We start from the raw sequence: 20,211 nt of genomic DNA, 5'->3' as shown, positions 1-20,211 counted from the left end.
GCCCGTTCAGTACACCACCACCGACAGGGTCGAGCCGGCCGGCACGCGCACGGTCTCGCTGAAGGTGGCGCCGGTGCCGGTGCGCACCACCGGGAAGCTGCCGTACGGCTGCAGCGTGGCGGCCACCGAGGCCGGCAGCCTGCGGATCGCACTGTACAGCGACGGATCGATCACCGGCAGCGTGAAGCCGCCGTCGACGCGCTCCGGATAGCCGTAGCGCGCGGGCGAGGAGGCCGCCGGCATCAGCGAATTGCTGGTCACGCTCCAGCGCAGCAGTTCCTGCTGGAAGCCGGAGTCGGCGCGCGCGGCCTTGATGGCCTGGTCGAGCACGGTCTGCGAGTCGCTGCTGCTGGTGCGCGTGAGCAGGTCCTTGTAGAAGGCCAGCCCGAGCTGGCGGTCCAGGAAGCCGCCGAAGCTGCCCGATACCGAATAGCTTTCGCAGGTGGGGCCGAAGCCGGTGAAGTTCAGGATGTTGCAATTGAAGTTGCCGTTGCCGTAGCCCACGTAGTCGCGGAAGCGCACGTCGCGGATGGCGTTGTAGCTGGGATCGATGGTATGGCTGGCGAAGTCTTCCATCATCATCGCCGACATTTCCTCGAGCCAGGTCTGGAACGCGTATTGCGAGCCGGCCTTGACGCCGCGGCGGTAGAAGTTCTGCATGTGCATGCCTTCGTGCGCCATCGTCATCTTCATCGACTTCATGCCCTCGGTGCCGCCCAGGTAGAGCGTCTCCGAATCGAGATAGAGCGACAGCGATTCATTGCTGCGCGGATCCGACGTCTTCAGCAGGTTGTGCACGCCCCAGAAATACCCGACCGTGCCGAACGGCGTGGCGTTGTTGTCGAAGTTCAGGATGACGATGTCGACCGGCTGGCCGGTGCCCGCGATCAGGTTGCTGTAGCTGTGGGGGCCCCACAGCGGGCCGCCCACCGAGGTGAGCATGGCGTAGATGCCGCCGGGGCCGGCAAAGCCGGCGGCGAGCGCGTCGAGAATGGTGTCGCTGACCTTGCTGCCGGACTGCGTCCACTCGGCGGTTTCCACCCAGAAGTTGACGGTGGTGCCGTCGGGCGCGAGGACCTGCCGCTCGAGCGTGGCCGAGCGCGAAGTGCCGTCGGTGTGGTACCAGTTCTTGACGTCGTTGACCACCGCAGCATGCGGCGGCGGCGCGGCCATCTCAGACTGGCTGGCGGGATGCTTGGCGCCGGCCAGCGCGGCCCAGCCGGTGCGGTTGAACTCGCCGATGTCGCGCATGGTCTGCTCGTCGCGCGCCGACGGCGCGGCCTGCACGGACTGCAGCGCCAGGCTGCCCACCACCGGCTGGATCACCGACAGCGACAGCGCCGGCATGGCCTGGGCCGTGGCGCCGTTGGTGTAGAGCAGCGTGACCGGCTTGCCGTTCACGCCGCCGATGGCGACCGGCACGTCGACCGGCGTGCCGCTGGTGTTGGACGCGGCCCAGACCCCCGTGCCGCTGCCGGTGTAGTTGCTGCCGTCGGCCGCGCCGCAGCCGGTGCACGCCGGCGCCAGCGCGGGAGCCGGCTCGGCGGGCGGGGGAACGACCGGCGCGGCCGGGCCGGCGGTCGTCTGGGTGACCGGGGCGTCGCCGCCTCCGCCGCCGCAGGCGGCCAGCACGGCGGCGGCCAGGATGGATGCGACGACGCTGGCGCGCGGGCGGATTCTGCTGTCCGACATATTCTTCTTGCTCCGTTCTGGGATAAGCGGCGCCGGTGTCCGCCGGCGCAGTGACCAATACAAATCAATACAAATATCGGCAGCCGGGGCCGGGAGCTTTAGCGCCCGTCAGCCGCCGGCGCGGGCACGCCAGCGCTGGTACATCGCCATCAGCGGCGTGGCGGAGGAACCGTGCAGCGCCACCGAGAGCACCACGGTGCACAAGGTGGCGTCGGCCAGCAGGCTCGCGTGGGCGGGACCGGCGCCGTGCGCGAGCGCGTAGGACAGGTAGTAGACCGAGCCGATGCCGCGCACGCCGAACCAGGCCACCAGGCGGCGCTGGGCGGGCTGCAGCGCCGCGCCGGCCGTGCTCAGGTACACCGCCAGGGGGCGCACCAGCAGGATCAGCGCCAGCCCCAGGCCGATGCAATCCCAGCGCAGCAGCCGCACCGACAGCAGCGCGCCCACCACCACCATCACGCTCAGTTCGGCCAGGCGCTCGAGATCCAGCGCGAACTCGCCGACGGCATGGGCCAGGTAGGCGGCGGCCTTGTCATCCTGGACGGCGGCGCGCTCCTGCCCGACCAGCGCCGTCGAGCCGAGCACCTCGCTGGCTTCGGCGTCTTCGTTCTCGGCGTGCTCCACGTGCCGCATCGCCAGGCCGGCGGCGAACACGGCGAGGAAGCCGTTGCCGTGCGCGGCCAGCGCCGTGCCATAGGCGAGCCCGATCAGGCCGATGGTGAAGAAACTCTCCATGCCGAGCGCGCCGCCGCGCCGCTTGCGCAGCGCCAGCACCGTGCGGCTGCACAGCCAGCCCATGCCCCAGCCGAGCGCCAGCCCGGCCAGCGTGGCCCACAGCAGGTCGAGCCACAGCCAGCGCTGCCAGGCACCACCCGCAGCCTGCGCGCCGGCCAGGCCGAGCGCGAGCAGGACGAACGGAAATGCCGCGCCATCGTTGAGGCCGCCCTCCCCGCTCAGGCTGAAGCGCATGCGGTCGCGGTCCTGCGGGTCGGTCACCTGCACGTCGGACGCCAGCACCGGATCGGTCGGCGCCAGGATGGCGGCCAGCAGCAGCGCCATGCCGGGCGGCAGGTCCAGGACCCAGGCGCCGAGCGCGTACAGCAGGGCGACGGTCAGCAGCATGCCGAGCGTGGCCAGCCGCAGCGGAATGCGCCAGACCCGCTCGCGCGGATGCACGCGCAGCCGCAGCCCCACCGCGAACAGCGACACCAGCAGCGCGATCTCGGTGATCACCTCCAGCATGCCGGCGTGGCCGCGGTCGGCCAGGTCGAGGCGGATCAGGCCCATGCCCGAAGGGCCGAGCGCGATGCCGAACGCCAGGTACAGCGCCGATGCCGACACCGGCAGCCGCTTGACCACCGAGCTGACCAGCCCCATGGCGACCAGCAGCGCGCCGATGACCCATGCCCAGGTGCCGAACAAGCGAATACCTCCTGAAGGATTGGCCGCGCGCGGGCGGCCGCGCACGGCGTGGCGCCGGGCATGCAAGAATGCCTGGCGGCGTTTGAAAAAATTACCGCCGCTTGCCACCACGCCAAGGCTGCCATGTTCCGAATCCGCTTTCCTGTGCCGCTGCCTGCACTGCGGCCCGCGCTGCCACGCTCCCTCCCGCGCGCACCCGCTGCCCTGACCCGAAGCAAGGCGTGTGCCGTGTGCTGCCCGGCGCGCGGGAGCCGGGCATGAGCGTGCCCTCGCCCTGCATCAAGATCTGCAAGTTCGACGACGCCACCGGCTACTGCAGGGGATGCCTGCGCACGCGCAAGGAATGCAAGGCGTGGAAGGAAATGAAGAACAAGAAACGGCGCAAGATCATCGCCGCGCGCGCGCAGCGCGAGGCGGAACTGCGCGGCGCCAGGAAGAAGGAAAGCGCGGCATGAGTGCGCGAGATGAGCGCACCAGATGAGCGGCGCCGGCCGGCCGCGCGGACCCGCCGGCGCTGCCGCCCGGGGTCAGTAGACTTCGGGAACGATCATTTCCTGCGGCACCGGCTGGCGCGAGTAGTCCTCGTGCCGCTCGCGCTGCGGCAGCACCACCGGCGGCTGCACGCGCTCGACGTAGGGCATCTGCTGCAGCAGGTGATGGATGCAGTTCAGGCGCGCCTTCTTCTTGTCCACCGCCTGCACCACCCACCACGGCGCTTCGGCGATGTGGGTGCGGTCGATCATGACTTCCTTGGCGCGCGTGTAGTCTTCCCAGCGGCGGCGCGACTCCAGGTCCATCGGACTGAGCTTCCACTGCTTGAGCGGATCGTGGATGCGCGAGAGGAAGCGCAGGTGCTGCTCTTCGTCGGAGATCGAGAACCAGTACTTGATGACCTGGATGCCCGAGCGCACCAGCATGCGCTCGAACTCCGGCACCGAGCGGAAGAACTCCTCGTACTGGTCGTCGGTGCAGAAACCCATCACGTGCTCGACTCCGGCGCGGTTGTACCAGCTGCGGTCGAACAGGACGATCTCGCCGGCCGCGGGCAGGTGCGAGACGTAGCGCTGGAAATACCACTGCGTGCGCTCGCGGTCGTTGGGCGCGGGCAGCGCGGCCACGCGGGCCACGCGCGGATTGAGGCGCTGCGTGATGCGCTTGATCACGCCGCCCTTGCCGGCGGCGTCGCGCCCTTCGAACAGGATCACGACCTTGTGGCCGGTTTCCACCACCCAGCTCTGCAGCTTGACCAGTTCGCCCTGCAGGCGGAACAGCTCGCGGAAATAGTTGCGGCGCGCCGCGCGCTCCGCTTCGTCGAGGCCGCCGCCGCCCTCGCCGAACAGCGAATCGACGTGATGGTCCTCCAGTTCCAGTTCGAGTTCTTCGTCATAGTGATCGGCCACCTCGCGGTGGATACGCCGGATCAGCTCGCTCTCTTCTGGTCTCATCGCATGCTCCTGTTCGCACAAACAACGCGCCACGCTAGCACCGCCATATGACGCCGGCGTGAACGGCCGCGCCGCCCGGCCGGCGCACCGCCGCGGTGCAGCCGCGGGCGGAGCCGCTCAGTAATTCTCCTGCTTGCGGAACGCCCAGCGCCCGGCCAGCACGGTGAAGCTGGCCACCAGCACCACCAGCACCCAGAAACCGTGCGGATGGTCCGCCAGCGGGATGCCGCCCACGTTCATGCCGAAGAAGCCCGCCACGATGTTGATCGGCAGTGCCAGCACCGTCACCAGGGTCAGCGTGAACAGCGTGCGGTTGGTCTGCTCGTTGAGCTTGGCGGCGATTTCTTCCTGCAGCAGCTTGATGCGCTCGACCAGCGCCGTGAGGTCGTTGAGCACCAGCGAGAATTCCTCGGTGGAAGCGCGCAGGTCCAGGCTGTCTTCCTCGCGCAGCCAGGGCGGCGGCCGGTTGAGCAGGCGGAACAGCGCGCCGGGCTCGGGCGCCAGCAGGCGCTGCAGGCGCACCAGTCCGCGCCGCATCGAGCCCAGCTCCACGCGATTGCCCTGCAGCCGCTGGGACAGCAGGCGATCTTCGATCTGGTCCACGTTGGCGGTGGTCTCGCGCACGATGCGCACCAGCACGTCGGCCTGGTCGCGCAGCAGGTGCACCAGCAGCGACAGCGGCGAGGCGAACACCTCGCCGTGCTTGACCGAGGCGCGCAGCTGGTCGACCGAGCGCAGCGGCTTGAGGCGCGCCGTCACCAGCAGGCGGCGGTCGGCGCAGGCCCACAGCGTGGAGATGTCGGTGGAAGTGACGCCGAAGTTATAGATGACGTCGTTGACCACGGCCAGCAGCGCCGTGTCGAGCCGCTCGATGCGCGTGGAGCGCGAGCCTTCGCGCAGCGCCTCGAAGAACCCTTCCGGAAGGTCCATCTGCGCCTTGAGCCAGCGCTCGCAGGCACTGTGCGAGAGGTTGAAGTGCAGCCAGATGAATTCGTCGCCGGGCGGCGGCGCCTTGAGCCAGGCGGATGCGCTGGCCGAGTCGATGGACTGGCCCGGCTCGCCCGGCGGGAAGCGGAAGCCGCTGACCAGGCCGACCGGATCGGAGCCGTAGCCGGCTTCGACGATTGCCGCTTGCATGTGTTGCCTCTTCGATTGCGCGAAAACGGCACATTAGCATGACGGCATGGCGGCGGGGAGAGGCCGCTCGCGCCCTCCCCCGCCCCGCGCTCAGCCGAACTTGCGGCGCGCGTCCAGCGCCAGTCCCGAGCCGATGCCGCCGAACAGGTCGCCCTCGATGCGCTGCGCGCCGGGAATCAGGTCGGAAAGCCGCTCGCGCAGCAGCGGCACGCTGCTCGATCCGCCGGTAAACAACACCGTGTCGATGGCGTCGGCCTGCACGCCGGCGTCGCGCAGCAGCGCCTGCACGGTCTGCTCGGTCTTGCCGACCAGCTTGCCGATGGCGCGGTCGAAGTCGGCGCGGCTGATGGCCATGGTCTCGCCCGGCGCAATGCGGCCCAGGTCGAGCTCGGTGTGCGGGTCGGCGGACAGCGCGATCTTGGCCGCTTCCACCTGGATCGCCAGCCAGTGGCCCGCGCGCTGCTTGATGAGGCTGATCAGGCGATCGAGCTTGACGGTGTCGGCGGCGTCGCGGTAGTTGTCCATCACATGCGACCACGCCTTGCGCGTGTACACCTGGTTGATGGTGTGCCAGCTGGCCAGGTCGAAGTACTGTCCCGACGGCATCGCCTTGCCGTTGCGCAGTTCGCTGCCCAGGCCGAGGAAGGGCATCACGCTGGCCAGGCTCAGGCTCTTGTCGAAGTCGGTGCCGCCGATGTGCACGCCGCCGTTGGCCAGGATGTCGCCGCGCCGGTCGGTCTTGCCGGCGCGCTCGGGCGACAGGCGCACCAGCGAGAAGTCGGAGGTGCCGCCGCCGATGTCGGCCACCAGCACCAGCTCCTCGCGCCCGATCGTGGCTTCGTAGTCGAACGCCGCGGCGATCGGCTCGAACTGGAACTCGATGTCCTTGAAGCCGGCGTCGGCGGCGATCTCGCGCAGGGTCTGCTCGGCAAGCCGGTCGGCCTGCTCGTCTTCGTCGATGAAGAACACCGGGCGGCCCAGCACGACCTGCTCGAAGCGCGCGCCCGCGGCGCCCTCGGCCCGCTGCTTGAGCTCGCCGATGAAATGCGCGAGCAGCTTGCGGAACGGCATGGCCTGCCCCATCACCTCGGTGCTGTCCTCCATCATCGAGGTACCCAGCAGGCTCTTGAGCGAGCGCATCAGCCGGCCCTCGTAGCCGGCCAGGTAGTCGCCGAGCGCGGCGCGGCCGTAGCTGACCAGCGGGTCTTCCGCATGGAAAAAGATCACCGACGGCAGCGTCAGCTTGCCGTCTTCGAGCGGCAACAGCGTGGCCTGGCCCGGACGGACCCAGCCCACCGTGGAATTGGAGGTGCCGAAATCGAGGCCGCATGCGTTGGACGTCATGTTTCTGGTTTCTTCCGTACAGCAAAAAAAGAGGTCAGCATCATACTCTCCCGCCGGCCCGTGATCGTTTCATGACGCGGGCGCGGCGGGCGCTCAGGCCGGTGCGCTCAGGCTGGCGCGTCGAGCAGCGCCAGTATCTGCGCGTGCAGGCGCGCGTCGCCACAGGCGACCACCGTGCCGCCGTGCTGCGCGTCGCCGCCGCTCCAGCTCGTCATCACGCCGCCGGCGCCCTGCACGATGGGAATCAGCGCCTGCACGTCGTACGGCTTGAGGCCGGCCTCGACCACCGCATCGACGTGGCCGGCGGCGACCATGCAATAGGCATAGCAGTCGCCGCCGTAGCGTTGCATGCGGGCGGCGTCGGCAACGCGGCGGAACGCCGCGAACTGGGCCGCGTCGTCGAACATCTCCGGCGTGGTGCACATCACCTTGGCCTGCGCCAGCTCCGCGCATGCGCGCGTGCGCAGCGGCTGGCCGTTGAGCCACGCGCCGCGGCCGTCGCCGCTGAAGCGCTCGCGCGTGTACGGCTGGTCCATCACGCCCAGCACGGGGCGCTGGCCGTCGTTGAGGGCGATCAGCGTGCCCCACAGCGGCAGGCCGGTGATGAAGGCGCGCGTGCCGTCGATGGGATCGAGCACCCAGGTCAGCGGCGAGCTGCCGGCCACGCGTTCCTCTTCCTCGCCGAGGATGCCGTGCTGCGGATAGCGCGCGCGGATCAGCGCGCGCATGGCGTGCTCGGCGGCCTTGTCGGCCTCGGTGACCGGGTCGAAATGCCGGCCTCCCTTGTCCTGCACCGCCGGGGCGCTGCGGAAATACGGCAGGCTGGCGGCGCCGGCGGCCTGCGCGAGGCTGGCGGCGAAATCCATGTATTCGGTCAACTGCTCGGCGCTCAGCGGCATGGGGGCGTCCTGTGGCGGAGTGGGAGCGGCGCGCGGCCGGCAATCCGGCATTGTAGCGGGCTGCGGCCGGCGCGCCGGCGCTGTGTGGAAGGGCCGCGCCGATCGTCCTTGGCCCGCGGTGATCCGCGCCTCCGCCGTATCGGTGAATACCCGCGAGCGGCCCCGCTGAAAGGCGGATGAAAGCACATGCGCCTAGTGTGATTGGTGAGCCACCGAGGCGCGCAACCTGCGCACGCCTGCTGTCGAGGACGATCTCGTGGCACCACAATGCAGGCCGGGAGACGGCGTCATGGATTTGATCGAACATCTGGGCCTGGGATTTTCCACGGCCCTGACGCTGCAGAACGTGGGCTACTGTTTCCTTGGCTGCGTGCTGGGCACCCTGATCGGCGTGCTGCCTGGCATCGGCCCGCTGGCCACCATCGCCATGCTGCTGCCGGTGACCTACACCCTGCCCCCGGTGGCCGCGCTGATCATGCTGGCCGGTATTTACTACGGCGCGCAGTACGGCGGCTCCACCACCGCCATCCTGGTCAACCTGCCCGGCGAGTCGTCGTCGGTGGTGACCACCATCGACGGCTACCAGATGGCGCGGCGAGGGCGGGCGGGGGTGGCGCTGGCCACCGCCGGCCTCGGCTCGTTCTTCGCCGGCTGCGTATCGACGCTGATCCTGGCGGCGTTCGCCACGCCGCTGTCGGAGCTGGCCTTCAAGTTCGGCCCGGCCGAATATTTCTCGCTGATGGTGCTGGGCCTGATCGGCGCCGTGGTGCTGGCCTCGGGCTCGCTGCCCAAGGCGGTGTCCATGATCGTGCTGGGGCTGCTGCTGGGCCTGGTCGGCACCGACGTGAACTCGGGCGCCGCGCGCTTCTCGTTCGACGTGCCCGAGCTCACCGACGGCGTGGACTTCGTCGCGCTGGCCATGGGCATGTTCGGCTTCGCGGAAATCATCGCCAACCTGGAGCAGAAGGAAAACCGCGAGACCTTCACCGACCACGTCACCAACCTGTGGCCGAGCAAGGCCGACTTCCGCCGCATGATCCCGGCGGTGCTGCGCGGCACCGCGCTGGGCTCGGTGCTGGGCATCCTGCCGGGCGGCGGCGCGGCGCTGGCCTCGTTCGCGGCCTATTCGCTGGAAAAGAAGACCTCCAAGTACTCGCATGAGTTCGGCAAGGGCGCCATCGAGGGCGTGGCCGGTCCGGAATCGGCCAACAACGCGGCCGCGCAGACCTCCTTCATCCCGCTGCTGACGCTGGGCATCCCGCCCAACGCCGTGATGGCGCTGATGGTCGGCGCGATGACCATCCACAACATCCAGCCGGGCCCGCAGGTCATGACCAGCAACCCCGCGCTGTTCTGGGGCCTGATCGCCTCGATGTGGATCGGCAACTTCATGCTGATCATCCTGAACCTGCCGCTGATCGGCATCTGGGTCAAGCTGCTGCAGGTGCCCTACCGCTACCTGTACCCGGCCATCCTGACCTTCTGCTGCATCGGCGTGTACTCGGTCAACAACCAGACCTTCGACGTCTTCACCGCGGCGGCCTTCGGCGTGATCGGCTACCTGTTCATCAAGCTCAAGTGCGAGCCGGCGCCGCTGCTGCTGGGCTTCGTGCTGGGACCGATGATGGAAGAGAACTTCCGCCGCGCGCTGCTGCTGTCGCGCGGTGCGTTCAGCGTGTTCGTGACGCGCCCGCTGTCGATGGGGCTGCTGATCGCGGCGGCGCTGCTGGTCTGCATCGTGGCGCTGCCGTCGATCAAGGCCAAGCGCGAAGAGGCCTTCCAGGAAGAATGACGCGCGGCCGGCGCGCGGTGCGCGGCTAGGTCGCGCCGCGCGCCTCCGCGCGGTCGTGGCCGGCCCAAGTCAGGCGCCAGCCGGAGGTGGCGGTCTTCGCCACCAGGCCGGCATCCTGGAGCAGCAGCAAGTGGTGGCTGAGCTTGGAGGCCTCGACATTGCCGAGCGCCTTGGCCAGCTGGAGGTCGCTCAGCATGGCCTGGCTGTCGGCCCGCAGTGCTGTCAGAACGCGGTCCGCGAAAGACATGTCCCGCCGCATTTCGTCCCCTCGACTTGTCTGGCGCGCGCCGGCAGTGCGCCGGCGCTTCCGCCCTTGCTGCCAGCATAGGCGCTAACACGCGGGTCCACGCCGGGATTTTGCGCGGCCCGCGACGGCGTCTGCCGCGCGCAAAACAAATCGCACACCCTCGGGCAAACGGCGTATGCTGCCCAGAAAACGCCGGCATCACGGGAGACAACGATGAGCAGACAGATCAAGCACAAGGCGGAACTGCGCGCGATGATCCGCGCCGAGCAGCAGAAGTATGCCGAATGCACCGGCACCTGCTTCGGCGACGTGGTCTGGCACGCGCCCGGCGCGGATGGCTGCAACTGGACCGTCTCCACCATGGAAGGCGAGAACAGCAAGGCCTGTCTCGAGAAGATCCGGCCCTTCACCGTTTCCCTGCAGCAGAACTACAACGTGCCGGACGAGGGCAAGTAGCATCGGCTGCCGGTCCGGCAGCGAGTCCGGCAGCAGGTGCGGCAGGCCGCCGGGAAAGCGGCGCGCCGGCTAGCTGGGAAAGCGCATGCGCGGCACGCCGGCGGCCGCGCGCGAGCCGACCGGACGCAGTTCGCCGTCCCACGGCTGGGCCTGCAGGTCGAGCACGTAGTCGCCCTCGCCGCTCTTGTCATAGAGGTTGTCGCGGATCGCCTGGCCGATGGCGAGGCGGCACAGCGCTTCGGAGCTGCCGGCGACGTCGCCGGCCAGCGCCGCGTCCTCGCTCGCCTGCACACCGAACGAGCGCCGGCCATCGCCGACGAAGCTGGTGAAGCGCACGCCGTTCGGACGGCTGGCGTCGACGAAACTGACGGCAACGTGATAGGCAATGCCCTTGCCTTCGCCGGGCAGGGTACACAGGAAATTCGACGGTGCGGCAACCTTGCTCATGGTGTGTTCGCTCGCGAGGCCGCGGCGTGCGCGGCTGGATTTGACAGGCAGGCAGGCCACCGACGCGGACCGGTCCGCGCTGCGGCGGTCCGCCATGTTGCCGGGGATGGCCGCGGCCCGTGCGGCGCCCCCCGGGCCGGAGGTCAGAGAGATACCACGGACTGGCCGGGAACCGCGCCGTTGATGATGTCCTCGGCATAGCGCAGCACGCCGCGGCGCGCGGCGCCGACGTTGTCCCACTGGGTGCTGTCGAGGCGGAACGTGCGGGCGTGGCCGCCGCTCGGTTCGCCGCCTTCGCGGCAGATCACCACGGCGGCGTCGAAGGTGCGGTCCGGCTTGCGCTCGGGCCAGTTGCGCACCACCGCATGCTTGTATACGAGCGGGTAAAGGTCGTACCCTTTATAGCTTGCAATCGGGTTGGCATCCATGATCCGCTCCGCAGTTCGATGCTCCTCACTCTACTCCTATCGCCGTCGCCGCTCGCCATTTATTTGCGGCGACGCCGGCGGATTGCGGCCGGTTCCGGCCATAAAAAAACCCCGCAGAGCGGGGTTTTTCTAGCGGTGAGGCTTGCTGCGATCAGATCGGTTCGATCTTGGTCGCTGCCGGGCCCTTCTGGCCAACGCCGGCTACGTAACGCACCTTCTGGCCTTCCTGCAGGGACTTGAAGCCGCTGCCCTGGATTTCGGAGAAGTGCGCGAACAGGTCGTTGCCGCCTGCGTCCGGCGTGATGAAGCCGAAGCCCTTGGAATCATTGAACCACTTGACGGTACCGGTTTCCATGCTGGATATCCTTTAAACCTTAAAAGTTCTGAATGAGCCTGATGCTCACCAGGCACGACGATCAAGGAAGGAACATGGAGCAATTGAATCGCCGCTTGGAGGGGACGACCCATAACATCGGAGTAACCGCTTGAAAGACCTGCATCAGCGTTTATACAGGCCCGGGGGGTCGGTGTCAACGAAGCAGCAAAAAAAGTACGCCGGAAAGCGCAAAAACCCGGCCGGCGGGGCCCGCGCCGTGTGTCCGGCCCCGTGCGCTCAGTCTTCGTAGCCGTCCAGCCCGACCCGGTACAGCGTGGCGCCCACCTTCTCAAGCAGCGCGCGCGCCGCGTCCGAGAACGATTCGCTGGCCAGCAGCGCGGCCAGGCCCGCCACGGCGTCGTCGACCGAGAGTTCGACGGTCTCGTCGGTGGCAATGCGCTCGAAGGTGCTGATCACTACGGTCGGATCCATCCAGATTCCCCTGCGGTAAGAAATAGGTCTGGCCGCCCGGACGCCTTGCCCGGGCCGGCGGGCAGCGCGCATGGTAGCACCGCGCGCGGCCCCGGCGGTCTCAGCGGGCCTCGCCGGGTTCGGGCCTGGGCGCCAGCGCGCGCAGCCGCCGGTTGACCTCGAGCAGGGTGTCGCAATCGTCGCCGCCGTTGGCGGCGCGCTGGCGGATATAGGAAGTGACGGCCTGCAGGGGGCGCTTGCGCTCGCCGCAGGACGCCGCCGCGCTGCCGCGTGCGCACGATACCTCGGCCTCCTTGTCGAGGCTGTCGCGCACGATGGCGAGCAGGTCGCCGCAGTTGGCCGCCTCGGCGGCGGCCGGACTGGCCGGCTCGGCCCAGGCGGCACCCGCGCCGAGGCCCAGCACGAGACCGAGCACGGCCCCGCGCGCTGCGAGCGCGGCAGGCCGTACACGCTTTGACAATGCGGCGGCGAGTCGGTTGAATTTTTTACAAGGCTTGCGCTGCATGGTTCGAAAAAGATACACGGGCCAGAGGACTCCGCCCTTCCGCCCTGCGCCACCGGCGCCCGGCGCCGCGGCTGGCAGGCCCGCACAGGTCGGGAGCGCGGGCGTAGGATGGGGCCAATGCAGCCAATGCAGGAATCGTTCCCTGCGCCCGGCCGCGGCGGCGGGCACGGTTTCTGCCATCACTTCAGGCAGGCATGCCATGCCGCTGCCTCCTTGTGCCGTCCCTGGATCACTTTTCTGACTTCCGCAGCGGGGTAGCAAGATGCCGAGCCAACTGGACAAGTACCGCCGCAAGCGCGATTTCACCGTCACCGGCGAGCCCGAGGGACGCGTGGGCAAGCGCGCCGCCACGCTCTCCTTCGTGATCCAGAAACATGCGGCGCGGCGCCTGCACTACGACTTCCGCCTGGAACTGGACGGCACCCTGAAGAGCTGGGCCGTGCCCAAGGGGCCCAGCCTGGACCCCGCCGACAAGCGCATGGCCGTGCAGGTGGAAGACCACCCGCTCGACTACGGCACCTTCGAGGGCGTCATCCCGCCGGGCCAGTACGGCGCCGGCACCGTCATCGTGTGGGACCGCGGCACCTGGGTGCCGGACGGCGACCCGCGCGCCGGCTACCGCGACGGCAAGCTCAAGTTCGCGCTGGAAGGCGAGAAACTGCACGGGCACTGGACCCTGGTACGCATGCACGGCCGCAACCAGGACCCCGCCAAGCCGGCCTGGCTGCTGATCAAGGAGCGCGACGAAGCAGCGCGCGCCGCCGCGGCCTTCGACGTGGTGGAAGCCATGCCGGACAGCGTGTTGTCCGGCACCGCGGGCGGCGCGGAAACGACTGCGAAGGCGGCGTCGACCGCCGCGCCCAAGGCCCCCGCGAAGACCGCTTCGAAAACCGCCCCGAAACGCGCCGGCAGCCGCGCCCGGGCGCCCGGCAAGGCGGCGGGTCCCGGCAAGGACGGCATGCCGCCCGGCGCCAGGGCCGCGCGGCTGCCGCTGATGCTCGCGCCCCAGCTCGCCACGCTGGTCGAGCATGCGCCGGCACAGGACGAGGACTGGCGCTACGAGGTCAAGTTCGACGGCTACCGCGTGCTGGCGCGCGTCGACGGCGACGAGGTGCGCCTGTTCACGCGCAACGGCAACGACTGGACCTCGCGCCTGCGCAGCCTGGCCGCTGCGGTGGCGGCGCTGGGCCTGCGCTCGGGCTGGCTGGACGGCGAGATCGTGATCGCCGACAAGCAGGGCAGGACGGATTTCCAGGCCCTGCAGAACGCCTTCGAGAGCGAGCAGGTGGAGGCTGTGCAGTTCTACGTCTTCGACCTGCCCTACTGCAACGGCTTCGACCTGCGCGAGGTGCCGCTGGCGGCGCGCCGCGACCTGTTGCGGCGCGTGATGGAAGGCAACGCCGCCAGCCGCCTGCGCTTCAGCGAGAGCTTCGAGGCCGGTCCCGCCGAGCTGCTGCCGGCGGCCTGCAAGCTGCAGCTCGAAGGCGTGATCGGCAAGCTGGCCAGCGCGCCCTATGTGTCCGCGCGCTCGCGCACGTGGATCAAGCTCAAGTGCACCCAGCGGCAGGAATTCGTGGTGGTGGGCTACACCGATCCGGCCGGCTCTCGCCAGGGCATCGGCGCGCTGCTGCTCGGCGTGCACGACGAGCGCGGCAAGCTGCGCTACGCCGGCAAGGTCGGCACCGGTTTCGACACGCAGACGCTCGCGGCGCTGGAACGCAAGCTGGCGCCGCTGCGGCAGGACGACTCCCCGCTCGACGACAAGCAGGCCCGGCCGGTGGGCCGCATGCGCGCGCACTGGGTCAGGCCGAAGCTGGTGGCCGAAGTCTCGTTCGGCAGCTGGACGCAGGAAGGCCGCGTGCGGCACGCGGTGTTCCACGGGCTGCGCAGCGACAAGCCGGCCGCGGCGATCTCGGTGGAGAAGGCAGTGGAAGCGGTGGAAGCAGTGGAGACGGTGAAGGCGGCGGATACCGCGAAGGCGGGAAGGCCGGCACGCAAGACCGCTCCCGCCAAGGCCGCCAGGGCAGCCACGGAAACCACCGGCGCCAAGGGCAAGCAGAAACGCGCGGCCCAGGCCGCCGGCGCAGGCAGTGGCGTGCGCGTCAGCCACGCCGAGCGCGTCATCGATCCTTCCACCGGCCTGACCAAGGGCCATCTGGTGGCCTATTACGAGGCCATCGCCCCGCTGCTGCTGCCGCACCTGCGCGGCCGTCCGGTGGCGCTGGTGCGCGGGCCGGCCGGCGTCGGCGGCGAGCTGTTCTTCCAGAAGCACGGCGACACGCTGCGCATGCCCGGCATCAACGCGCTCGATCCCGCGCTCTGGCCCGAGCACCCGCCGCTGCTGGAGATCGCCACCGAAGCGGGCATCGTCGCCGCGGCGCAGTTCAACGTGATCGAGTTCCACACCTGGAACGCCGGCAAGCGCGCGATCGGCAAGCCGGACCGCGTGGTGTTCGACCTCGACCCCGGCGAAGGCGTGCCGTTCGAGCGCGTGCGCGAAGGCGCGGCCATGATGAAGGCGGTGCTCGACGAACTGGGCCTGCGCGGCTTTCTCAAGACCAGCGGCGGCAAGGGCCTGCACGTGGTGCTGCCGCTCGCGGCGCGGCTGGAGTGGGAGGCGGTGAAGGACTTCTCGCACCAGCTCGTGCTGCACATGGCGCAGACCGTGCCGCAGCGCTTCGTCGCCAAGAGCGGGCCGCGCAACCGCGTCGGCAAGATCTTCATCGACTACCTGCGCAACGGCTTCGGCGCCACCACGGTGGCGGCGTACTCGGCGCGGGCGCGGCCCGGGCTGGGCGTGTCGGTGCCGCTGGCGTGGGACGAGCTCGACGGCATCACGTCGGGCGCGCAGTGGAACATCACGAATCTGCACGAGCGCATCGGCGCGCAGCGCGCGGACCCGTGGGACGGCTACGCCAAGGTACGCCAGACGCTCGCCCGGGCCATCAAGCTGCTGGCGGCATGATGGCGCTGGGGTGGCGCTGGGGTGGCGCCGTGGTGGCGACATCAACGCCGCGCGCCACCGATTCACGACAGGAGAAACACCATGTCCCGCGTTCTATGGAAAGGCGCCATTTCGTTCGGGCTGGTCAACATCCCGGTGGCCCTCAAGCCGGCGGCCCGCGAAGGCAGCCTCGACCTCGACATGCTGGACCGCCGCGACATGGCGCGGATCGGCTACCAGCGCGTCAACAAGCGCACCGGCAAGGTGGTCGGCAAGGACGACATCGTCAAGGGCTACGAATACGAGAAAGGCGAGTACGTGCTGCTGTCCGACGAGGACTTCCGGCGCGCCAACGTCGAGGCCACGCAGACCGTGGACATCGTCAGCTTCGTCGAGGCCGGCCGCATCCCGCCCTACTACTTCGAGACGCCGTACTACCTGGAGCCGGACAAGCGCGGCGACAAGGGCTACGTGCTGCTGCGCGAGACCATGCGCAGCACCGGCCGCGCGGCGCTGGCGCGCGTGGTGATCCGCAACCGCCAGCACCTGGCCGCGCTGCTGGTGGTGGAGAACGCGCTGGTGCTCAACACCATGCGTTTCGCCGACGAGGTGGCGCCTCTGTCGGACCTGCGCCTGCCCAAGCCCGGCGCCAAGGGCACCGGCGTGGGCCCGCGCGAGATCGACATGGCCGCCAGGCTGATCGAGGACATGAGCGAGGAATGGGCGCCCGGGCAATACAAGGACACCTATCGCGACGACCTGATGGCGCGCATCGACGAGAAGGTCGCCGCGGGCAGGACGCACGAGCTGACGCCGGCCGACGAGGGCGCCGCCGAGCCGCGCCAGGGCGCCAAGGTGATCGACATGATGGCGTTGCTCAGGCAGAGCATCGCGCAGCGCGGCAAGGGGCCGGAGGAAGCCCGCGCGGCGGATGAGGGGGCGGATGAGGGGGCGGATAAGCGGACGGATAAGCCGGCGGGCAAGACGGCAAGGAAGGTGGCAAGGAAGGTGGCAAAAAAGGCGGCGACCAAAGCGGCGGCGAAGGCGGCAACGAAAGCGGCGGAACCCGCGGCCCGGGCGGCGAAGGCCAGCAAGACCGCCAAGTCGTCCGCCGGCCGCAAGGCCGCCGCCAGGGCAGCGCCGCGCAAGCGCGCCGCCTGAGGCGGCCCGGACAGCCTCAGCGGCCCGCCGGCAGCGCCGCCAGGCCGTCGAGCAGCGCCTTGTGGAAAGCCTGCGGGTCCTGCATCTGCGGCGCATGGCCCAGTTCGGGGAATTCCACCAGCTTCGCGTCGGGCAGCGCGGCGAGCGTCTGCCGGGCCAGCTCGGGATAGTTGCCGACCTTGGCGCGCACTTCGGGCGGCGCGGCATCCTTGGCGATGGCGGTGGTGTCCTTGTCGCCGATCAGCAGCAGCGTCGGCGTCTTCAGCGCGCCCAGCTCGTAGACCACCGGCTGGGTGAAGATCATGTCGTAGATCAGCGCGGAGTTCCACGCCACCTGCTGCTTGCCCGGCCCGCGGTTCAGGCCGGCCAGCATCTGCACCCAGGGCTCGTAGTCCTGGCGCCAGGTGCCCGAGTAGTAGGTGGCCTGCTCGTAGCTGCGGATCTTGTCGGCGCTGGTGGCCAGTTCGCGCGCGTACCACTGGTCGACCGACAGCGAGGGCACGCCCTTGGCCTTCCAGTCTTCCAGGCCGATCGGGTTGACCAGCGCGAGTTGCACGGTCTGCTGCGGATACATCAGCGCATAGCGCATCGCCAGCATGCCGCCGGTGGAATGGCCGATCACCACCGCCTCCTTCACGCCGATCGACTCCAGCAGCGCGTGCGTGTTGCGCGCGAGCTGCTGGAATGTGTACTGGTAGCGCGCCGGCTTGCTGGACTTGCAGAAGCCGATCTGGTCCGGCGCGACCACGCGGTAGCCCGCGGCGCTCAGCGCCTTGATGCTGCCTTCCCAGGTCGCCGCGCAGAAATTCTTGCCGTGCAGCAGCACCGCGGTGCGCCCGTTGGGCCGCTCCGGCCTGATGTCCATGTAGGCCATGTGCATGGCCTCGCCCTGCGAGGTGAAGTTGTATTGCTGGACCGGTGCGGGATAGTCGAAGCCCTGCAGCTCGGGGCCGTAGGCCGGGCCGTCGTCGGCGGCCAGCACGGGCGGGGCCGCGGCAATGGCAGCGGTGGTCAGCAAGGGAAGCAGAAATTGGCGCGAAAGACGCATGACAGGAAATCCTGGCGACAGAGAGACAAAGAGGGGAAAGGGACGGAACGACAAAAGGAACGATCGGACAGGCCATCGGGCAAGAAGCGGGCTACCCGCTCCGGGAAACGGCATCGTAGCGGAAAGCCGCGGCGGCTGCAGGGCGGTGCGGCGCGCGCGCGCTTGTAAGCGGCCGGCGCAGCGTTTAAATTGGGAAGCGATGCACCGGCAAGCGGCGACCAGGCCGCCCGCGGCACAAGGAGACCTCCCATGCTGATGTCCTCGCGTCACTATGAAGAGTCGCTGCGGCAATATCGCCCGAAGGTGTTCGTCGACGGGCGCGCGGTCGAAAGCGTGGCCAACGAGCCTGCGCTGCGCCCCGGCATCAACGCCCTGGGCCTGACCTACGACTATGCGCTGCGGCCCGAGTCCGCCCGGCTGATGACCGCCACGCAGGACAGCAGCGGCAGGCTGGTCAACCGCATGCTGCACATCGACGCCAGCAGCGGCGACCTGCTCGACAAGCTCGAGGCAGTGCGCCTGGTGTGCCAGGAAACCGGCTGCGCGCAGCGCTACCTCGCGCACGACGCGCTCAATGCGATTCTCCAGGTGTCGGCGCGCATCGACGACGCACGCGGCACCACCGAGCACCGCGAGCGGTTCATGCACTACCTGCATGCCGCGCAGGAGCGCGACCTTGCGCTCGGCATCGCCATGACCGACGCCAAGGGCGACCGCAGCAAGCGGCCGCACCAGCAAGGCAACGCCAACGCCTATGTGCACGTGACGCGCCGGGACGGCGCCGGCATCCGCATCTCGGGCACCAAGGCCATCGTCACGGGGGCGCCGTACATGCACGAGTTCCTCGTCATGCCGTGCCGCAACATGGGCCGGGAAGACGCGGACTTCGCCGTCTGCTGCGCCGTGCCCGTGGACGCGCAGGGCGTCACCATCATCGCGCGTCCGGCCGGGCGGCCCGGCGAGAAGGCGGCGCTGTTCTCCGGCAGGTACGGCCAGTCGACCGGCGTGGTGGTCTTCGACGACGTGTTCGTGCCGTGGGAGCGCGTGTTCTACGCGGGCGAATGGGAACACAGCGGTTTCATGACGTACAGCTACGCCACCCATCACCGGCATAGCTGCATCGGCGCGCGCGCCGGCTTCGGCGATCTGCTGATCGGCGCGGGCGCGCTGATGTGCGAGGCCAACGGCTTCGACCCCGGCGAGGAGCCGCACCTGCGCGACCAGATGGTCGAGCTGATCAAGATCACCGAGGGCTTCTACGCCTGCGGCGTGGCCGCCTCGGTGTATGCCACGCAGGACACCGCGGCGCGGAACTTCATGCCCGACCCGGTCTTCGCCAATATCGGCAAGCTGCTGCTGGCCACGCAGATCTACGACATGCAGCGCATCGCCCACTATGTCTCGGGCGGCCTGATCGTCGCCCTGCCCGGCCCCGACGAGGACCACAACCCGCACACCGCCGCCACGCTGCAGGACGTGCTGCGCGCCAGCCCCGAGGTGCCCTACGACAAGCGCATCGAGACCGCGCGCTTTATCGAAGACCTGACCGCCTCCTACCAGGGCGGCTGGTACTCCGTCATCAGCCTGCACGGCGGCGGCTCGCCCGAGGCGATGAAGCGCGAGATCTACCGGCACTATCCGGTGGGCTCGAAGGTGCAGCTGGTCGAGCGCCTGCTGGGGCGCGGCCTGGCCGAGGCGCCCGGGCGCGCGGCCACACGGCCGGTCACCCGCAACACGCAGCCGGGCAAGTGCTGCTCGCAGGGGTGCACGGTGCCGGGCACGCCGGTCATGGTGGACCTGCCCGCGCTCCCGAAGCGCGGAAATGGCGAGAACGGCGACAATGACGGCTGACCGCTCAGGCCGGAACCCAACCTTGCGAACCGTGGAGACGAACGTGCTACTGAATGCCGAAGATTCCGTGCTGGTCCTGGTGGACCTGCAGGCGCGGCTGATGCCGGCCATCCATGAAGGCGAGCGCGTGGTGCGTGAAAGCGTGCGGCTTGCCAGCATCGCGGCGCTCCTCGGCGTGCCGGTGATCGGCACCGAGCAAAGCCCGGCGAGCCTGGGCGAGAATCTCGCCGATGTCAGGAAGCTGTGCGGGCTGACCCTGGCGAAGGATCATTTCGATGGCTGCGAGGACGGCCTGGCCGAAGCCCTGCCCGCCGGACGCAAGACGGTGGCGATCGCGGGCTGCGAAGCCCATGTGTGCGTGCTGCAGACCGCGATGGGCCTGCTGCGGCGCGGCTTCGGCGTCAGCCTGGTGGCCGACGCCACCGGCTCGCGCCAGCCGGCGAGCCACGCCGCCGCGGTCGAGCGCCTGCGGCAGGCCGGCGCGACGGTGGTGACGGTGGAAATGGCGGCCTTCGAATGGATGCGCAGCAGCCGGCACGCCCGCTTTCGCGAGGTGCTGGCGCTGGTCAGGTAGGCCGGCCCCGC

At 69.4% G+C, this 20,211-nt stretch carries 20 protein-coding genes; 7 read left to right on the top strand and 13 right to left on the bottom strand.

The annotated features are described in order from the left end of the window. Positions 1–6 precede the first annotated feature (6 nt). Together ACKI2N_RS04925 and ACKI2N_RS04920 are read right to left on the bottom strand one after the other, a co-directional pair. Entirely contained in the window at positions 7–1,692 is a 1,686-nt protein-coding gene (locus ACKI2N_RS04925; RefSeq protein ID WP_420995441.1) for a M30 family zinc metallopeptidase, read from the bottom strand. Positions 1,693–1,800: 108 nt separating this feature from the next. Continuing rightward, on the bottom strand, positions 1,801–3,114 hold the full coding sequence (locus ACKI2N_RS04920) for a cation:proton antiporter (protein ID WP_420995440.1): 1,314 nt from the start codon (positions 3,112–3,114) through the stop codon (positions 1,801–1,803). Between the two features lie 257 nt (positions 3,115–3,371). On the opposite strand from ACKI2N_RS04920, the gene ACKI2N_RS04915 reads away from it, so the two are divergent. Continuing rightward, complete coding sequence (locus tag ACKI2N_RS04915) at positions 3,372–3,569, top strand: DUF1289 domain-containing protein (RefSeq protein WP_420995439.1); 198 nt, start codon at positions 3,372–3,374, stop codon at positions 3,567–3,569. Positions 3,570–3,641: 72 nt separating this feature from the next. Here the strand turns inward: ACKI2N_RS04915 and ppk2 are convergent, their stop codons facing one another. The 4 genes from ppk2 to hisN form a co-directional block, all read right to left on the bottom strand. Beyond that, the gene (gene ppk2, locus ACKI2N_RS04910; RefSeq protein WP_420995438.1) at positions 3,642–4,559 is read right to left on the bottom strand and encodes a polyphosphate kinase 2; all 918 of its coding nucleotides are present in this window, start codon (positions 4,557–4,559) and stop codon (positions 3,642–3,644) included. 117 nt (positions 4,560–4,676) lie between these two features. Further along, on the bottom strand, positions 4,677–5,696 hold the full coding sequence (locus tag ACKI2N_RS04905; RefSeq protein WP_420995437.1) for a transporter: 1,020 nt from the start codon (positions 5,694–5,696) through the stop codon (positions 4,677–4,679). A gap of 90 nt (positions 5,697–5,786) precedes the next feature. Then, positions 5,787–7,040 (bottom strand): Hsp70 family protein, encoded by a 1,254-nt coding sequence (locus tag ACKI2N_RS04900; RefSeq protein ID WP_420995436.1) that lies wholly within the window; start codon positions 7,038–7,040, stop codon positions 5,787–5,789. Between the two features lie 107 nt (positions 7,041–7,147). Continuing rightward, positions 7,148–7,939, bottom strand: a complete 792-nt coding sequence (gene hisN / locus ACKI2N_RS04895; protein WP_420995435.1) for a histidinol-phosphatase — start codon at positions 7,937–7,939, stop codon at positions 7,148–7,150. 289 nt (positions 7,940–8,228) lie between these two features. Here hisN and ACKI2N_RS04890 point away from each other — a divergent pair, with 289 nt between their 5' ends. Then, entirely contained in the window at positions 8,229–9,731 is a 1,503-nt protein-coding gene (locus ACKI2N_RS04890) for a tripartite tricarboxylate transporter permease (RefSeq protein WP_420995434.1), read from the top strand. Between the two features lie 25 nt (positions 9,732–9,756). On the opposite strand, the gene ACKI2N_RS04885 is transcribed toward ACKI2N_RS04890, so the two are convergent. Beyond that, a complete protein-coding gene (locus tag ACKI2N_RS04885; RefSeq protein ID WP_420995433.1) occupies positions 9,757–9,927 on the bottom strand; it encodes a hypothetical protein in 171 nt (56 codons plus the stop codon). Positions 9,928–10,191: 264 nt separating this feature from the next. On the opposite strand from ACKI2N_RS04885, the gene ACKI2N_RS04880 reads away from it, so the two are divergent. Next, positions 10,192–10,434: a hypothetical protein gene (locus tag ACKI2N_RS04880; protein WP_420995432.1), complete on the top strand. Its 243-nt coding sequence runs from the start codon at positions 10,192–10,194 to the stop codon at positions 10,432–10,434. Between the two features lie 69 nt (positions 10,435–10,503). On the opposite strand, the gene ACKI2N_RS04875 is transcribed toward ACKI2N_RS04880, so the two are convergent. From ACKI2N_RS04875 to ACKI2N_RS04855, 5 genes are all read right to left on the bottom strand, one after another. Further along, the gene (locus ACKI2N_RS04875) at positions 10,504–10,881 is read right to left on the bottom strand and encodes a hypothetical protein (protein ID WP_420995431.1); all 378 of its coding nucleotides are present in this window, start codon (positions 10,879–10,881) and stop codon (positions 10,504–10,506) included. Between the two features lie 143 nt (positions 10,882–11,024). Further along, a complete protein-coding gene (locus ACKI2N_RS04870) occupies positions 11,025–11,309 on the bottom strand; it encodes a hypothetical protein (protein WP_420995430.1) in 285 nt (94 codons plus the stop codon). Positions 11,310–11,460: 151 nt separating this feature from the next. After that, positions 11,461–11,664 (bottom strand): cold-shock protein, encoded by a 204-nt coding sequence (locus tag ACKI2N_RS04865; RefSeq protein ID WP_020202065.1) that lies wholly within the window; start codon positions 11,662–11,664, stop codon positions 11,461–11,463. A gap of 258 nt (positions 11,665–11,922) precedes the next feature. Further along, the gene (locus ACKI2N_RS04860; RefSeq protein ID WP_420995429.1) at positions 11,923–12,117 is read right to left on the bottom strand and encodes a hypothetical protein; all 195 of its coding nucleotides are present in this window, start codon (positions 12,115–12,117) and stop codon (positions 11,923–11,925) included. 100 nt (positions 12,118–12,217) lie between these two features. Continuing rightward, positions 12,218–12,532, bottom strand: coding sequence for a hypothetical protein (locus ACKI2N_RS04855; RefSeq protein WP_420995428.1), 315 nt, complete (start codon positions 12,530–12,532; stop codon positions 12,218–12,220). Positions 12,533–12,884: 352 nt separating this feature from the next. On the opposite strand from ACKI2N_RS04855, the gene ligD reads away from it, so the two are divergent. Both ligD and ACKI2N_RS04845 read left to right on the top strand, forming a co-directional pair. After that, positions 12,885–15,587, top strand: a complete 2,703-nt coding sequence (ligD, locus tag ACKI2N_RS04850) for a DNA ligase D (RefSeq protein ID WP_420995427.1) — start codon at positions 12,885–12,887, stop codon at positions 15,585–15,587. A gap of 81 nt (positions 15,588–15,668) precedes the next feature. After that, positions 15,669–16,727 (top strand): Ku protein, encoded by a 1,059-nt coding sequence (locus tag ACKI2N_RS04845; RefSeq protein ID WP_420995426.1) that lies wholly within the window; start codon positions 15,669–15,671, stop codon positions 16,725–16,727. A 16-nt stretch (positions 16,728–16,743) separates the two neighbouring features. Here the strand turns inward: ACKI2N_RS04845 and ACKI2N_RS04840 are convergent, their stop codons facing one another. Continuing rightward, entirely contained in the window at positions 16,744–17,775 is a 1,032-nt protein-coding gene (locus ACKI2N_RS04840) for an alpha/beta fold hydrolase (protein WP_420995425.1), read from the bottom strand. A gap of 249 nt (positions 17,776–18,024) precedes the next feature. Between ACKI2N_RS04840 and ACKI2N_RS04835 the strand changes: the two genes are divergently transcribed. Together ACKI2N_RS04835 and ACKI2N_RS04830 are read left to right on the top strand one after the other, a co-directional pair. Next, the gene (locus ACKI2N_RS04835; RefSeq protein ID WP_420995424.1) at positions 18,025–19,626 is read left to right on the top strand and encodes a 4-hydroxyphenylacetate 3-hydroxylase family protein; all 1,602 of its coding nucleotides are present in this window, start codon (positions 18,025–18,027) and stop codon (positions 19,624–19,626) included. A gap of 43 nt (positions 19,627–19,669) precedes the next feature. Continuing rightward, positions 19,670–20,200, top strand: coding sequence for an isochorismatase family protein (locus ACKI2N_RS04830; protein ID WP_420995423.1), 531 nt, complete (start codon positions 19,670–19,672; stop codon positions 20,198–20,200). The last annotated feature ends 11 nt before the right edge of the window (positions 20,201–20,211 follow it).

It is taken from the genome of Cupriavidus sp. 30B13 (assembly GCF_049059565.2).
Taxonomy (GTDB): Bacteria; Pseudomonadota; Gammaproteobacteria; order Burkholderiales; family Burkholderiaceae; genus Cupriavidus.
The sequence above is the reverse complement of the archived record's forward strand: the minus strand, read 5'-3'. Positions and strand labels throughout refer to the sequence as shown.

Coding starts and splice junctions, on each gene's coding strand:
- ACKI2N_RS04925 (WP_420995441.1), bottom strand. CDS start 1,692: ATGTCGGACAGCAGAATCCGCCCGCGCGCCAGCGTCGTCGCATCCATC.
- ACKI2N_RS04915 (WP_420995439.1), top strand. CDS start 3,372: ATGAGCGTGCCCTCGCCCTGCATCAAGATCTGCAAGTTCGACGACGCC.
- ppk2 (WP_420995438.1), bottom strand. CDS start 4,559: ATGAGACCAGAAGAGAGCGAGCTGATCCGGCGTATCCACCGCGAGGTG.
- ACKI2N_RS04905 (WP_420995437.1), bottom strand. CDS start 5,696: ATGCAAGCGGCAATCGTCGAAGCCGGCTACGGCTCCGATCCGGTCGGC.
- ACKI2N_RS04900 (WP_420995436.1), bottom strand. CDS start 7,040: ATGACGTCCAACGCATGCGGCCTCGATTTCGGCACCTCCAATTCCACG.
- hisN (WP_420995435.1), bottom strand. CDS start 7,939: ATGCCGCTGAGCGCCGAGCAGTTGACCGAATACATGGATTTCGCCGCC.
- ACKI2N_RS04890 (WP_420995434.1), top strand. CDS start 8,229: ATGGATTTGATCGAACATCTGGGCCTGGGATTTTCCACGGCCCTGACG.
- ACKI2N_RS04885 (WP_420995433.1), bottom strand. CDS start 9,927: ATGCTGAGCGACCTCCAGCTGGCCAAGGCGCTCGGCAATGTCGAGGCC.
- ACKI2N_RS04880 (WP_420995432.1), top strand. CDS start 10,192: ATGAGCAGACAGATCAAGCACAAGGCGGAACTGCGCGCGATGATCCGC.
- ACKI2N_RS04875 (WP_420995431.1), bottom strand. CDS start 10,881: ATGAGCAAGGTTGCCGCACCGTCGAATTTCCTGTGTACCCTGCCCGGC.
- ACKI2N_RS04870 (WP_420995430.1), bottom strand. CDS start 11,309: ATGGATGCCAACCCGATTGCAAGCTATAAAGGGTACGACCTTTACCCG.
- ACKI2N_RS04865 (WP_020202065.1), bottom strand. CDS start 11,664: ATGGAAACCGGTACCGTCAAGTGGTTCAATGATTCCAAGGGCTTCGGC.
- ACKI2N_RS04860 (WP_420995429.1), bottom strand. CDS start 12,117: ATGGATCCGACCGTAGTGATCAGCACCTTCGAGCGCATTGCCACCGAC.
- ligD (WP_420995427.1), top strand. CDS start 12,885: ATGCCGAGCCAACTGGACAAGTACCGCCGCAAGCGCGATTTCACCGTC.
- ACKI2N_RS04845 (WP_420995426.1), top strand. CDS start 15,669: ATGTCCCGCGTTCTATGGAAAGGCGCCATTTCGTTCGGGCTGGTCAAC.
- ACKI2N_RS04840 (WP_420995425.1), bottom strand. CDS start 17,775: ATGCGTCTTTCGCGCCAATTTCTGCTTCCCTTGCTGACCACCGCTGCC.
- ACKI2N_RS04835 (WP_420995424.1), top strand. CDS start 18,025: ATGCTGATGTCCTCGCGTCACTATGAAGAGTCGCTGCGGCAATATCGC.